This window comes from Emticicia sp. C21 (assembly GCF_003418935.1).
Taxonomy (GTDB): Bacteria; Bacteroidota; Bacteroidia; order Cytophagales; family Spirosomataceae; genus Emticicia.
The window spans coordinates 495,848-510,758 of sequence record NZ_QVMT01000004.1 but is presented as its reverse complement, the minus strand read 5'-3'; the positions used below and the strand labels follow the sequence as shown (position 1 = coordinate 510,758).

Here is a 14,911-nt window from a genome sequence, read left to right as displayed (position 1 = left end):
ATTTATAAAATAATTTATAAGCACTAATAAAAATCATCACTTGTTCACTTATTCACTAAATCACTAAATAAATGAAATTAACGCCTCCTCGCTGGGCAGACCGATTGCTTGAATGGTTCTGTGCGCCTCATCTGCTGGAAGAGGTGCAGGGAGATTTGCATGAAAGATTTCAAAAGAATGCACGGGTATTTGGTGAGGAATCAGCCCGTTGGGATTATATAGTCAGTGTTCTGGGTTTTATCAAACCTTTTGCCTTAAAACGAAGCAAAGAACTTTCTTCTTCACCCTTACTATACATACAAATTATGATTAGCAATTATTTTAAAATCGCATTCAGGAATCTTCTTAAGCATAAAGGCTATTCCCTAATTAATATTGCAGGTCTGGCTATCGGCTTAGCCTGTTGCATGACCATCGGACTATTTATCAGGGACGAATTGAGTTATGATAGATTTCATGCTAACGGAAAATCAATCTATCGGGTAGTGGAACAGCAAAACCAGGTAGGTACGTTTTACGACATTGCGGTTACTCCAGGGCCATTGGCTCCGGCTTTAAAAGCTGACTACCCTGAAATACAAGCGGCAACCCGGATCAGGCAAAGAGGTTTACGGTTTTTGCAGCATGATTCAACCACTATCGAAATAGAAAAAACAGCCATTACAGATAACGAGTTCTTTAAAGTATTTGACTTTAAATTGGAAAGGGGAAATGCTAAAACCATTTTGTTGCAACCCAGGGAAGTAATAATCACTGAAAGTACAGCTGAAAAACTATTTGGCTCAAACTGGCGGCAGTCAGATAAGCTTTTAGGAGAACCCCTTATTATGAATAATGAGGATACCCTGACTTTAGCAGGCGTAGTTCAGGATATACCCGTTAATTCGCATATTCAGTTTGATGCCTTAGTATCAGCTAAAACCTATGAAGGAATTGCAAGGTCTTATCGATGGGGAAATAACGATTATTATACCTATCTGCAATTGAGACCTGAAGCTGATGCAATGGCTTTGGAAAAGAAAATTGTTAATTATATCAAAGGCAAAGAACCAAAGTCGACTACTACGCTTCTCTTGCAACCTTTGTATGATATTTATCTTCATTCCAATTTTGCTTTTAATACAGACTCTGGCAGCAAAACGAGTAAGATTATCTATATCCATATTTTCTCTATTGTCGGTATCATTATTCTGCTCATAGCCTTATTCAACTTTATTAATTTAGCAACTGCCCGTGCTATGCAGAGAGGCCGTGAGGTAGGCGTGAGAAAAGCAATTGGGGCTTTACGTAAGCAGCTCATATTCCAATTCCTAAGCGAATCTGTATTAATGAGTTTTATCGCTGTCTTTTTTGCGGTTTTTCTATTGATTGCCTTTCTGCCTTTGATGAATAATCTTGCTGCCAAAGCAATAGTTATACCGTTTACTAACCCTTATTTCCATTTGACTGTTCTTGCCTTGACCTTGCTTATTAGTCTACTGGCTGGTATCTACCCGGCTTTTTATCTTTCCGGTTTTCAGCCTGTGAAAGTATTGAAAGGGGTATTCAAAGCTGGTTCCGGGCAGACATTTCGTCGTTCTTTGGTAGTAAGTCAATTTGTTTTTTCTATTATTCTTATCATCGGTACTATTGTTATTTATAAGCAACTCACCTATATACAGAATAAAAATTTAGGCTTTGATAAATCACAGGTATTGGTTGTGAGAATGAAGAATAATCTCTACCAAAATAGTGCGAACATGAAGGCTGATTTGCTAAAGCAAACTAGTATTACAAATGTGGCTTTGTCTTCAACAAATCTGGTAGATGTAACTAATTCAACTCACGCTATCAAGTGGGAGGGGCAGTTAGAAAAAGATGAATTTTTAATGACTTTAGGTAATGTAGACCCGGATTTTTTACCGACCTCAGGTATTAAACTGATAGCCGGAAGAAATTTCAATGCTACAGTTACAACCGATACTTCATCGGCCTATATCATCAATGCCAGTGCTGCCAAACGCATGGGCTGGACACCTGAACAAGCCATTGGTAAAACATTTTCGCTTTGGGAAACTAAAGGAAAGATAATAGGTGTAGTGCAGGATTTCCATTTTCATCCACTTAATACCCTCATAGAGCCATTTGTTTTCCGTTACTGGCCTAAAGAACTTTATTCCAGAATGTTAGTGAAAACTAATCCCGGACAAACGCATGAAGCTATAGCTTCTATTGAAAAACTCTATAAGCAATATGAGAAGCAAACAGCACCACAATACGAATTTTTAGATCAGGCCTTAGATAATCAGTACAGGGCAGAACATCGAACCGGGACAATCGTATTGTACTTCTCCATATTAGCCATTTTCGTTTCGTGTCTTGGTTTATTTGGTTTAGCTACTTTCTCAGCCGAGCAGCGAACTAAAGAAATTGGTATCAGAAAAGTATTAGGTGCAAGTGTGATGAGCATTACAACCTTGCTATCAAAAGATTTCATCAGATTAGTATTGATAGCCAATAGCATGGCCTTCCCGATAGCATTTTATGTCATGAATAGCTGGCTGAAAGATTTCTCTTATAGGATTGATATTGAGTGGTGGGTTTTTGTAATGGCGGGCTTGTTGGCCATTGTGATTGCTTTGATAACTGTCAGCTATCAATCCATCAAAGCAGCATTAATGAATCCGGTGAAGACGTTGAAAAGTGAATAATTGAGTGAATGAGTGATTAGATTGTTTTTTAATCACTCATTCACTCAATCACTCAGTAAATAATAAGCCAAAAAATATGAAACTCCAACCACCCCGCTGGGCAGATAACCTATTAGAATGGTTTTGTGCGCCTCATCTGCTTGAAGAGGTGCAGGGGGATTTGCATGAACGATTCCAGAAGAATGTCCGGGTATTTGGCGAAAAATCAGCTCGTCGGGATTATATAGTCAGTGTTCTGGGTTTTATTAGACCTTTTGCCCTAAAACATCAAAAAGAACTATCACCATCTTTATATAACAAAATTATGATTAGCAATTACTTTAAAATCGCATTCCGTAATATCCTGAAATACAAGGGATATTCTTTCATTAATATCTTAGGGCTGGCTTCCGGTATGGCCGTAGCGATGCTTATCGGTTTATGGATTTATGATGAACTAAGCTTTAACAAGAATCATCTGAACTATGATAAAATAGCTCAGGTCAGAATCAGAGAAGTAGATGAAGATGGCGTTGGTATAAGCTCTTCTATGCAGTATCCATTATTGACAGAATTGCAAAACAATCATCAGGCTAATTTCAAACATATTATGGCTACCTCATGGAGTGTAGATAATGTTTTATCGGCGGGAGAAAATAAGGTGGGTCGCAAGGGCTTTTTTATGAGTGCATCAGCCCCAGAGATGTTGACACTTAAGATGCAATATGGCACATGGGATGGTTTAAAAGAACTTAATTCGATTATGCTTTCTGCATCTACTGCACAAACACTTTTTGGCGATGCGAATCCGCTAAACCAGATAGTAAAAATCAATAACGAGACAAACGTAAAAGTAACCGGGGTATATGAAGATTTGCCTTTAAATTCGCAATTCAACGAGGTGAAATTTATTTCTCCTTTCGATTTATGGGTAGCACAAAACAAGTGGATATCGGAAAAAGCCATCAATGATTGGGATAATCATTTTATTAGAATCTATACACAGATAAACGACAAAACTAATTTTGCCCAGGCTTCAGCTAATATTAAAGATGCCGTTCTAAGCAATTTGCGTGAGGCTTTCAAAGAACAAGCTGAACGCAAACTGCAAGTGTTTTTATTGCCTATGAGCGACTGGCATCTATACAACTACAAACGTGGACAGGTAGACCCTGAACCGCTACGTATGGTTTGGCTGATTAGCATTATCGGCGCTTTTGTGTTGCTATTAGCTTGTATTAATTTCATGAACCTGAGCACTGCCCGGTCTGAAAAACGTGCGAAAGAAGTGGGGGTTCGCAAAGCTATTGGCTCTATGCGGGCACAACTCATCTGGCAGTTTTTCAGCGAATCATTTTTAGTGGTTCTATTTGCTTTTACTCTTTCACTGCTATTCGTAGCACTTAGTTTAGATTGGTTCAATCAATTAGCAGCTAAGGAGATGAAGTTGCCCATAGTAAATCCTTATTTCTGGTTGATAAGTCTTGGGTTTATTGTACTCACGGGTCTGCTGGCAGGTAGCTATCCTGCTTTATATCTTTCTTCTTTCCAACCTGTCAAAGTACTCAAAGGAACATTCAGAGTAGGGTACTTTGCATCAGTACCACGTAAGGTTTTAGTAGTAGTGCAATTCACGGTTTCAGTTACCTTAATTATTGGTACAATCATCGTATTCAAACAAATACAATTTGCTAAAAACCGCCCTGTAGGTTATACCCGTGAAGGAGTAATTATGGTTGGTATGAAATCAAAAGATTTTTTTGGCAAACATGATTTACTAAGAAATGAGTTAATCAGTACTGGGGCAGTAATAGAAATGGCTGAATCAATGGGAACACCTACAGGAATATGGTCGAATAACGATGGCTTTGAATGGAAAGGCAAAACTGAAGACAAGACAGAGAGTCTTGGTACACTGGTAGTTACGCCCGAATACGGAAAAACTATAGGCTGGGAGTTTTTACAAGGACGTGATTTTAAAAGAGAATTAGCCTCAGATTCAGCAGGCATGGTTATGAATGAAGCCGCTGTTAAATATATGGGGTTGAAAGACCCGATAGGGGAGGATGTAAGCTGGAAATTCCAGAAAAAAGAACGAATGCACTATAAAATATTAGGTGTAATCAAAGATATGGTTATGGAATCTCCTTATGAGCCTACAAGTCCGGTTATTTTTATGATAAGGGGTCATGGTGGACCTAACACCATCAATATTAAAATTAATCCGGCCATTAGCACAGCTGAGGCATTACCCAAAATTGAAGCTGTCTTCAAAAAAATAATTCCGACTGCTCCGTTTGAATACAAATTTGTAGATGAAGAGTATGCCAGAAAATTCGCAACCGAAGAGCGAATCGGTCAACTCGCTAACTTGTGTGCGATATTAGCTATTCTGATTTCATGCTTGGGTTTATTTGGCTTGGCATCTTTCGTAGCCGAGCAACGCATCAAAGAAATTGGTATCCGTAAAATATTAGGTGCTTCAGTCAGTAACCTTTGGGCATTGTTATCAAAGGACTTTGTATTACTGGTGGTTATATCGCTGTTCATAGCCTCACCATTAGCCTATTATTTTATGGCGAAATGGATACAGAAGTACACCTATCATACTGAAATCTCCTGGTGGATTTTTGCGCTGGCAGGTATAGGAGCCATGATAATCACTATACTTACAGTAAGCTACCAGGCCATCAAAGCCGCACTGATGAATCCGGTGAGGACATTGAAAACAGAATAGCAAGGAGGAGAGGGCATGGCTTATTTTCCCTCTGCCCCGAGCCCCCTGCCCTATGCCAAAAAAGACATGCAAAAGCCAATCCCACCCCGCTGGGCAGATAAGCTATTAGAATGGTTTTGTGCGCCTCATCTGTTGGAAGAGGTGCAGGGAGACCTCTATGAGCGGTTTCAGAAGAACCTAAGAGTATTTGGTGTAAAAATAGCGAGAAAAGAGTATACCTTAGGTGTATTAAGTTTTATCAAACCTTTTGCTTTAAAACGAGAAAGGGAATCAAGAGTATCATCCTATTTATTATTCATAACTATGATTAAGAGCTATTTTAAAATTGCCTGGCGGAATATCCGCAGAGATGTTCAGTTTACGATGTTGAACCTGAGTGGCTTAGCTATTGGTTTGACGGGCGCTTTTATGATTTACCTATGGGTAAACGATGAATTGAGTGTTGATAAAAACCATGAGAAAGATGCCCGACTCTATCAGATATTGCAAACAATACCTAAAGAGAATGATATTGAAACCGGAGAATATACCGCTGGTATTCTGGCAAAATCAATGGCAGCAGAATTTCCCGAAATAGCCTATGCTACTCCTGTAATACCTGCCTCGTGGTTTTCGAGTAAAGGTATCGTAAGGCTCAATGAAACTAAGCTAAAAGCCAAAGGCCAGTTTGTCGGAAAAGACTATTTCCAGATGTTTGATTGTAATTTTCTGCAAGGGGATAAAAACACAGCCTTGGCAGATAAACATGCAGTAGCGATTTCTGACGAACTGGCTATGAAATTATTCAATACCACACATAATGTAGTTGGGAAAACCATAGAATGGAATCAGAATGAGTTTAACGGCCCCTATCTGATTACCGGAGTTTTTGAAGCAAATCCTCCGAATGTCTCAGAGCCTTTTGATATACTTTTCAATTTTGATTTGTTCGTTGAAAAACGCCCCGGTATGTTAAAATGGGGTAATAGCGACCCTCGTACTTATCTCTTATTAAAAGAGGGTACCAACGTTGCTGCATTCAATAAGAAAATAGAAAAATATATGCAGGGCAAAGAGAAAAACTCTAAGCGAATACTATTAGCCAGACCTTTTTCAGATAAATATTTATATGGTAAATATGAAAATGGCGTTCAGGTAGGTGGCAGAATTACCTATGTGAAGCTATTTGTGATTATTGCTATTTTTATCCTTATAATAGCCTGTATCAATTTCATGAATCTTTCTACTGCAAAAGCTTCTCAACGTATGAAAGAAGTAGGGGTGAAGAAAGTAGTAGGAGCCTCCCGCAGTTCGCTTATCTTTCAATACATTAGCGAATCAGTTTTGTTAAGCTTCTTAGCATTGATTCTTTCCACAGTACTCATATTTTTACTACTCCCTGCTTTTAATGAAATCACGGGCAAAAATCTGTTCTTGAATTTTAACTGGAAAGTAGTCGTAGCTATGTTAGGTATTACTTTGTTTGCAGGTATTCTGGCTGGTAGCTATCCGGCTCTGTATATATCCGGATTTAATCCGGTTGCGGTATTGAAAGGCAAATTGAAAACATCAGTCGGTGAGTTGTGGGTGCGCAAAGGGCTGGTAGTTTTTCAGTTTACTTTATCTGTCATTTTTATTGCAGGCGTATTGGTAGTCTATAAACAGATAAGTTATATACAATCAAAAAACCTGGGGTATAGCCGCGACCATGTGATTCATTTCGAGATTCCTTTAGAGAAGGATTCAGTTAAACGTAGTACTGCAATCAGTTTTATAAACGAATTAAGAGAGATACCAGGTGTTGTGAATGCAGGGAGTTATTACCATAACCTGACAGGACAACACGGGGGAATCGGAGGATTTCAATGGCCGGGCAAGGACCCTTCAGTAGACTTTGAGATGGCTAATTTAGAGGTTGGGCCAAAGTTTCTGGAAACCATGAATATCAGAATCAAGGAAGGTAGAAATTTCTCATCCAATCCTGAAAAAGAAATGATATTGAATGAAACGGCCATCAAAGAAATGGGTTTGAAAAATCCTATTGGAAAGACCATCCGATATTGGGATAGAGAGCGTCAGATTGTAGGTGTTGCAGAAGATTTTAATTTTGAATCACTTTATCAGGAAGTAAAACCTTGTTTCTTCCAGATATACTCAGTTATGCCCAATGTATTGGTTCGGTTGCAAGGTGGTAACGAGCAACAAACAATCGACAGAATCCAACAGGCCTATGCCAGTTTCAATAAAGGCATGGCTTTCGAGTATCGTTTCCTTGACGATGATTATCAGGCACTCTATACTTCTGAAAACAGAGTAGGGGTGCTATCCAGATATTTTGCTAGCTTAGCCATTATTATTTCCTGCTTAGGTCTGTTTGGTTTAGCAGCTTTTACTGCCCAACGCCGACAAAAAGAGATAGGCATCCGCAAAGTAGTTGGTGCTACCGTAACGAATGTAGCCATTCTGCTATCCAAAGATTTCTTCCAACTGATTATTGTAGCATTAGTTATAGCCTTTCCTATCGTAGCTTGGGGAACAAAAGAATGGTTAGCAAGTTTTGCTTATCGAACTACCATAGGAACAGATATTTATATACTTACAGCTGTATTTATTATTCTGATAACCCTATGTACTGTAAGCTACCAGGCCATCAAAGCCGCACTGATGAATCCGGTGAAGACGTTGAAAACAGAATAGCAAGGAGGAGAGGGCATGGCTTATTTTCTCTCTGCCCCGAGCCCCCTGCCCTATGCCAAAAAAGACATGCAAAAGCCAATCCCGCCCCGCTGGGCAGATAAATTATTACAATGGTTTTGTGCGCCTCATCTGTTGGAAGAGGTGCAGGGAGACCTCTATGAGCGGTTTCAGAAGAATGTGCGGGTATTCGGAGAAAAAACTGCGCGCCAGGAATATATCAAAAGCGTTTTCGGATTCATCCGTCCATTTGCTTTAAAACGGAAAAAAGAACTATCACCACCTTTTTACATACAAATTATGATCAGCAATTATTTTAAAGTCGCATTCAGGAATTTACTTAAATACAAGGGGTATTCCTTTATAAATATTTTTGGTTTGGCAGCGGGTATGGCCGTAACCATGCTCATTGGTTTATGGGTCTATGATGAAGTCTCTTACAACAAACATTTTAAAAACTATGACCGGATAGGACATATATATCAGTTCGTGAAATTCGACGTAGAGAAATCAACTTATGATGTACTACCAATCCCTTTGGCAGAAGAACTGAAAAGAAAATATCCTGATTTTGAAACAGTAAGCCTTTCTACTTATGATTTACCCTCATTATTGACTTCTGGAGAAAAGAAACTTATAAAGTCCGGTAATTATGTAGACCCGGCCTTTATGGATATATTTTCAGTGAAAATGGTTTCGGGAAATAGAAATGGTCTGAAAGATGTAAACTCTATATTGATTTCAGAATCACTGGCAAAAGACTTTTTTGGAATGGAAAGCCCTCTGGATAAGGTCATTAAAGTTGATAATAAGGAGAGCGTGAAAGTAGTGGGGGTATACGAGAATTTTCCACATAATACTGCGTTTAGAGATGTACTTTTCTTGGCTCCGTGGAGTTTGTATGAAACTACTAACGCTAATGTAAGAAACGATAAAGATGAATGGGACAATAACAATTATCAGATTTATGTACAATTGAAATCGGGTGCAGATTTTGACAAAGTTTCGGCAAAAATCAAAGACATCAGAGTCAACAGAGCAGACCCTCCCGGATATAAACCTGAATTCTTTGTACATCCTATGAATAAATGGCATTTATACTCAGATTTCAAAGATGGTATAAACACTGGTGGACTAATAAAATTTGTTTGGCTTTTTGGTATTATAGGGGCATTTGTGCTCTTATTGGCCTGCATTAATTTTATGAATCTGAGTACTGCACGCTCAGAAAAAAGAGCCAAAGAAGTGGGTATCCGCAAAGCCATTGGGTCTATTCGTGGGCAATTAATTATGCAGTTTTTCAGTGAGTCTTTTTTAGTAGTAATTTTTGCCTTTGTACTTTCGATACTGATCGTTCTGCTCGTGCTGCCATTATTTAATCAGGTCGCTGATAAACAAGTAGGTATCTTATGGACAAATCCGTTCTTCTGGTTGGCAGGGGTAGGCTTTAGCTTATTAACAGGTCTCATTGCCGGGTCTTATCCTGCCTTTTATCTGTCTTCTTTTCAAGCCGTTAAAGTACTAAAAGGTACTTTCAGAATGGGGCGTTTTGCCGCAGTGCCGCGCAAAGTATTGGTAGTATTGCAATTTACTGTTTCTGTAACCTTAATTATTGGAACAGTGGTGGTTTTTCGTCAGATACAATTTGCCAAAAACCGTTCAGTAGGTTATGACCGTAACAAACTGATTGAAATAAATATGAATACGCCGGAATTGTTCAGGAATTTTAAGGCACTGAAAAATGATCTTATGGCTTCTGGAGCTGTTTACGGAGTGGGTCTTTCTTCAGGCTCTATTACAGGGCAGGGAGGTGGTACCACTAACATATTCTGGAAAGGAAAAAGCCCTGAAGGTAAACCTTTGTTGATGTCAAATTACATTTCACACGAATATGGGAAAACTATCGGTTGGCAAATTATTCAGGGCCGCGATTTCTCAAAAGCGTTTTCAACCGACACCGCTTCGATGATTATCAATGAAACGGCTTTGAAATTAATGGCTTTCAAAGACCCATTGAACGAAATCGTGACAACGAATGGTAAACCGTACAAAGTAATCGGAGTAGTAAAAGATATGATAAGAGAAAACCCTTTCAGACCTGTATCGCCTACATTCTTTATGGTAAATTCAAGAAATGTGAATACGATTCAGGTTAAACTTACCCCGGAAATGGGAACAGCAGAAGCTTTGGCTAAGACAGAAACAATTTTCAGAAAGCATAATCCTGATAGTCCGTTTGTTTACAATTTTGTAGATGAGGTGTACGGTAAAAAGTTCGGAGAGGAAGAAAGAATCGGTACACTTGCGCTTTTCTTTACCATTCTTGCCGTGCTTATAAGTTGCTTAGGACTATTTGGGCTAGCTTCCTTTGTAGCTGAGCAACGTACCAAAGAAATAGGGGTAAGAAAAGTACTTGGTGCATCAGTAGCCAATATATGGGCCTTGTTATCCAAAGATTTTGTGGCATTAGTACTGATTTCCTTGTTCATAGCTTCCCCGATAGCCTATTACTTCATGAACAAGTGGATTATGAATTACGATTATCGCGCAGGAATTTCCTGGTGGATTTTTGCGCTCGCTGGGGGAGGGGCTTTGCTCATCACCATAATGACCGTCAGTTTTCAGGCTATTAAGGCCGCTTTGATGAATCCTGTAAAATCATTAAAATCTGAGTAAGATAACATAAGACTTCGAACTAAAGGCGAACTTTCTGTATGATTAATACTGTAATCATACAGAAAATTTTATTTTTTCTTTAGCATATATACATTATCAGTTTCTTTAATCATCAATTCATTCTTCTCGGGAATAAATTCAAAGAAATAGCCCGTTTGTGGGTGCATGAAATAGTTTTTAGCAATTGGTTGAGTTTCAAAAACTTGTCCCTGCGTTTCTATCAACAGCTTTGTGTCTTCTTTACTGACATTAACTACAATCGGCATATTGTCAGAAGCGTATTTACCCACATATTTATCTAAATCCTGATTGCTTAGTATAAGAAGTTTTGAAAAAGGAATAGTATAAGGAAGATTGAAACAGATTTTTTGAATACCCTCTAATATATCAACTCTTGGATATAGAATGCCATTGGTACAATAAGCCAAAGCCATTTTTTGCTCTGGATAATATCTTATTGCTGAATAAAATTCCTCGATCCTACCATTATGTCCATAAGCCGTTTTACCATGAAACTCAAATGGGAATATCCCCATGCCATACGCATCTTTCATGCTTATCATCTGATTCAGGCTGGCTTTACTTACAAGTTTATTATTAAAAAGCGCCTCAATAAACTTCACCAAATCTGTTGGAGTAGAGACAATCGCTCCTGCACCACTATGGATACTTAAATCAGTTTCTTTCTCTTTGTGTCATGTGCCTTCTCCAAATTTATAAGATATACTCTCATGCTTTTGTACATCTATTGCACCACCATAATACGTATCTTTCAAACCGATTTTTGAAGTGATTCTTTGAGATAAGGCTTGTGCATAAGCCATTTTGCTGACTTTTTCTATAATATAGCTGAGTAACAGGAAATTTGTATTAGAATAAGAAACTTGGGCGCCTGGCTCAAAATCAGGTTTCAATCCTTTCATCACATTCAACATGTGTTCGTGAGTCTGTGGTTTATTCATCCATGCTTTAAAATCGGTACCTTCAGTATAGTTATGGAGCCCGCTTCTATGATATAACAAATGGCTGATAGTGATTTTATCAGCATTTGGTAAGTCTGGAAAATACTGGCTTAACTTTTGGTCGAGACTGAGTTTCCTTTCTTCTATCAATTGAAAAATCATTACTGAAGTAAACATCTTCGATACCGAGCCTATTCTGTATCTTGTAGTGATTTGAGCAGGAATTCTGCTATCAATATTAGCATATCCAATGGCCTTTTGGAATTGTATTTTGCCATTTATACTGATGGCAAGACTACCCATCGCTACTTCATTTTTGGCAAGCGCATTGAATAAACTATCCAATTGGGCGGTATTAATGCTTTGACTGAATGTATTTTGTATGAATAAGAAACAAAGGAGTAATGAAGCAAATAATTTCATTTTTGAAGGCTGATTATTGGAACCAAACTTATGAGTTTTGCAGATAGCACCCAAAAGATTCTTCTTAAGTGGTTAAAAATATAGATAGCAGGTGTTTTTTAACTACTGACCCAAATTTTGTAAATTGCATCATCGAAAACGTGCTTAATTCCAAAGTTTATGAAACCTGCTATTAACTCACTAGTCCTGAGTTTGCTCTTTATATTTACTTGTCTGTTAAATCTGCAAACTGTATTTGCTCAATCTCAATATCCTGTAAAATTAGATTCAGTCCGTTGGATTGATGAAGCCAGAAAGCGTGTCATTCCGGTAGCCTTTTATTCACCTGAAATAAACAAAAAGGTAAAGATTTTACCATTAATTATCTTTAGCCATGGCTACAGTGCCAATCAGGGTAGGGCGAATTTAGAGTATTCTTATCTAACCAATCATCTGGCATCAGAAGGATATTTTGTCGCTAGTATCCAACATGAATTACCAACAGATAGCCTTTTGCCCATGACAGGTAAACCACAGATAGTGCGTCGGTCTAATTGGGAGAGGGGAGCTGAAAATATTCTATTTGTGCTGAAAGAACTTAAAAAGCTAAAACCGGAATTAGATTATAAGCATATAATACTAATGGGGCATTCAAACGGTGGGGATATGACGGCATTATTTGCCCATAAATACCCTGATCTAGTGAGCAAAGCGATTACTTTAGATAATCGCAGAATGGCTTTGCCCCGCACAAAAAAGCCTGAAATTTACTCCCTACGTTCAAGCGACCAACCTGCTGACGAAGACGTTTTACCTACAGAGAAAGAACAAAAACAATTCGGAATGAGTATCATTAAATTACCTGATACCATTCACAACCACATGGACAATGATGCTAATGAACCCCAGCGAAAAGAGATTATTGATTATGTAATGAAGTTCTTAAAGAAATAAAAATTAATCAAATACCCATTCGCTTCTTGTAAGCTTCTAAAGCACTTTCAAGCAATGCCTTTAGCGCAGGAGATTGAACCTGTCCATCATGTTTGATTTCAATATAACGACTGATTTTTCCTGTGCCTTCTAATAAAAGACGAGGGTCAGTTAAATCTACACCTCTATTAAATCCTAATTTTAATCCTTTTTTAGAGGGAATAAGCATACAAATCAGTTCAGCATATTTTTGACCATAACAATACGCTACCATTTTGGCCGGAACATCCAATTGCTCTATTACATTTGGCAACGTATCAAGAATGACGGAACGAAGAAGCACTGCACGCCTATATACTACTTCGTTATAATTTGCCAGGAAGTCTGATATTTTTATATCCATAAAGCTAGTCTAGTCATGAGTTTGAACAGGATTCAACAAACGCAAAGCATTAAAAACCGCCTGATGGGTTATAGTAGCATGGTCTTCTTGGGGTAGATAATCGAAATAGATTTTCAGGTTTTTGCTTTTGGTTTTTCTGAGTTTTTCAGCCAATAAATTCGCATCTACTTCCATTACTCTCGGAATTTCAGTTGGAGTAAGTCCCTCTTTTCCCACACCAATATACACCTTAGTTGGTTGAGTAAATTTTTCTTCAAGAATTGGTGAGTCAAGATTGAGCAAAGAACCATTATCCCACCAGATACTCGGACTGATAATGATATACTTATTAAATAAAGTAGGCTTCTTTAATAAAATCTCAGTCGCTAATAAGCCACCCAAGGACTGACCGATAATAGTTTTCGACTGATTAACTTTAAAGCTCTTCTCTATATATGGTTGCAATTCTTTTTCTAAAAAAGCGATGAATTTGTCAGAGTTGCCTGTAGTTTTATATTTTTCTTTATCTTTTTGAATGGTGGTAGGGTAGGTGAAATCTCTTCGTCTATCAACATTAGCAATACCTACAACAATAGACTTCGGAACGCGCTCAATCCAGGGAAACATATTGAATTGATACAACCCAACTACATGAATGAAGTCCTCATCCTGTGAGCCATCCAGTAAATATACAACGGCATAGCTTGTTGTATCTTCTTGTTTGTAGCCCTCAGGCAGATAAATATTCAGTATTCTTTTTTCTGATAAATGCTTTGATTGAATTTCATCAATTTGCCCCAATACAAAAGGTTTGCTCCTGGTAGCAGTCTTTTCATTTTGTCCAAAAACAATAATCGGGAACAGACTTAATAGATAAATTTTGAGGAATCTCATTTAGGGGAATGCTTTTATTCGACAATTTAAACAGGATTGTCTGATTCAAGCAAATTTATCTTTTATATCATGACACTAAAAGACTTGAGGAAACTTAGAACAGGTAATTTTGTAAAAATATGAAAGATATAGTAGCTTTACTATCAATCTGTTTTCGCATAAAGCCTTGAAAATTTATATGACTATTTCAGCAACTATCAAAAACACAGTACACGAAAATATCATTAACGTTGTAACGAATGGTAATGAGCAAAATATCAATATCCCTGTTAAAGCATCCGGACGTGGTTCGGCTGTGAACGGTGGGGAGTTACTTTTCCTGTCACTAGCTACCTGTTTTTGTAATGATATTTACAGAGAAGCCGCTCGCCGACAAATGGAAATTGAAAATATAGAGGTAAGCGTATCAGGCGAATTCGGTAAGGAGGGCGAGCCCGCCTCTAACATCACTTATGAGGTAAGCATTGAGGCAGACAACCACTCTCCCGTAGAAATAGCCGAATTGATTAATCATGTTGATACCCTAGCCGAAGTGCATAATACACTGAGGCAGGGAGTAAGTGTGAAGCTTAAATTATAGAAA

General features: G+C 38.1%; 8 protein-coding genes and 1 pseudogene. 6 read left to right on the top strand and 3 right to left on the bottom strand.

The window, feature by feature from the left end; all coding sequences use genetic code 11:
• Window positions 1-71: 71 nt before the first annotated feature.
• From D0T08_RS12645 to D0T08_RS12630, 4 genes are all read left to right on the top strand, one after another.
• Window positions 72-2,690: an ABC transporter permease gene (locus D0T08_RS12645; protein ID WP_199538151.1), complete on the top strand. Its 2,619-nt coding sequence runs from the start codon at window positions 72-74 to the stop codon at window positions 2,688-2,690.
• 76 nt (window positions 2,691-2,766) lie between these two features.
• Window positions 2,767-5,406: a permease prefix domain 2-containing transporter gene (locus D0T08_RS12640; RefSeq protein ID WP_116983003.1), complete on the top strand. Its 2,640-nt coding sequence runs from the start codon at window positions 2,767-2,769 to the stop codon at window positions 5,404-5,406.
• Between the two features lie 66 nt (window positions 5,407-5,472).
• On the top strand, window positions 5,473-8,082 hold the full coding sequence (locus D0T08_RS12635; protein ID WP_158561258.1) for an ABC transporter permease: 2,610 nt from the start codon (window positions 5,473-5,475) through the stop codon (window positions 8,080-8,082).
• A gap of 66 nt (window positions 8,083-8,148) precedes the next feature.
• Window positions 8,149-10,755, top strand: a complete 2,607-nt coding sequence (locus D0T08_RS12630) for an ABC transporter permease (RefSeq protein ID WP_116983034.1) — start codon at window positions 8,149-8,151, stop codon at window positions 10,753-10,755.
• 68 nt (window positions 10,756-10,823) lie between these two features.
• On the opposite strand, the pseudogene D0T08_RS27945 reads toward D0T08_RS12630, so the two are convergent.
• Window positions 10,824-12,020 (bottom strand): annotated as a pseudogene (locus D0T08_RS27945) (serine hydrolase domain-containing protein).
• Between the two features lie 279 nt (window positions 12,021-12,299).
• On the opposite strand from D0T08_RS27945, the gene D0T08_RS12615 reads away from it, so the two are divergent.
• On the top strand, window positions 12,300-13,073 hold the full coding sequence (locus D0T08_RS12615) for an alpha/beta fold hydrolase (protein WP_116982999.1): 774 nt from the start codon (window positions 12,300-12,302) through the stop codon (window positions 13,071-13,073).
• Between the two features lie 7 nt (window positions 13,074-13,080).
• Here D0T08_RS12615 and D0T08_RS12610 read toward each other — a convergent pair whose 3' ends face one another.
• Window positions 13,081-13,455 carry a DUF1801 domain-containing protein gene (locus tag D0T08_RS12610; RefSeq protein ID WP_116982998.1) on the bottom strand — a complete coding sequence of 125 codons (375 nt, stop codon included), beginning with the start codon at window positions 13,453-13,455 and terminating at the stop codon, window positions 13,081-13,083.
• Between the two features lie 9 nt (window positions 13,456-13,464).
• Complete coding sequence (locus D0T08_RS12605; protein ID WP_116982997.1) at window positions 13,465-14,328, bottom strand: alpha/beta hydrolase; 864 nt, start codon at window positions 14,326-14,328, stop codon at window positions 13,465-13,467.
• A 178-nt stretch (window positions 14,329-14,506) separates the two neighbouring features.
• On the opposite strand from D0T08_RS12605, the gene D0T08_RS12600 reads away from it, so the two are divergent.
• Entirely contained in the window at window positions 14,507-14,908 is a 402-nt protein-coding gene (locus tag D0T08_RS12600; RefSeq protein ID WP_116982996.1) for an OsmC family protein, read from the top strand.
• The last annotated feature ends 3 nt before the right edge of the window (window positions 14,909-14,911 follow it).

Excerpts from the sequence above, each read along its gene's own strand:
- D0T08_RS12635 (WP_158561258.1), top strand. The coding sequence starts at position 5,473 with ATGCAAAAGCCAATCCCACCCCGCTGGGCAGATAAGCTATTAGAATGG.
- D0T08_RS12605 (WP_116982997.1), bottom strand. The coding sequence starts at position 14,328 with ATGAGATTCCTCAAAATTTATCTATTAAGTCTGTTCCCGATTATTGTT.
- D0T08_RS12640 (WP_116983003.1), top strand. The coding sequence starts at position 2,767 with ATGAAACTCCAACCACCCCGCTGGGCAGATAACCTATTAGAATGGTTT.
- D0T08_RS12610 (WP_116982998.1), bottom strand. The coding sequence starts at position 13,455 with ATGGATATAAAAATATCAGACTTCCTGGCAAATTATAACGAAGTAGTA.
- D0T08_RS12630 (WP_116983034.1), top strand. The coding sequence starts at position 8,149 with ATGCAAAAGCCAATCCCGCCCCGCTGGGCAGATAAATTATTACAATGG.
- D0T08_RS12615 (WP_116982999.1), top strand. The coding sequence starts at position 12,300 with ATGAAACCTGCTATTAACTCACTAGTCCTGAGTTTGCTCTTTATATTT.
- D0T08_RS12600 (WP_116982996.1), top strand. The coding sequence starts at position 14,507 with ATGACTATTTCAGCAACTATCAAAAACACAGTACACGAAAATATCATT.
- D0T08_RS12645 (WP_199538151.1), top strand. The coding sequence starts at position 72 with ATGAAATTAACGCCTCCTCGCTGGGCAGACCGATTGCTTGAATGGTTC.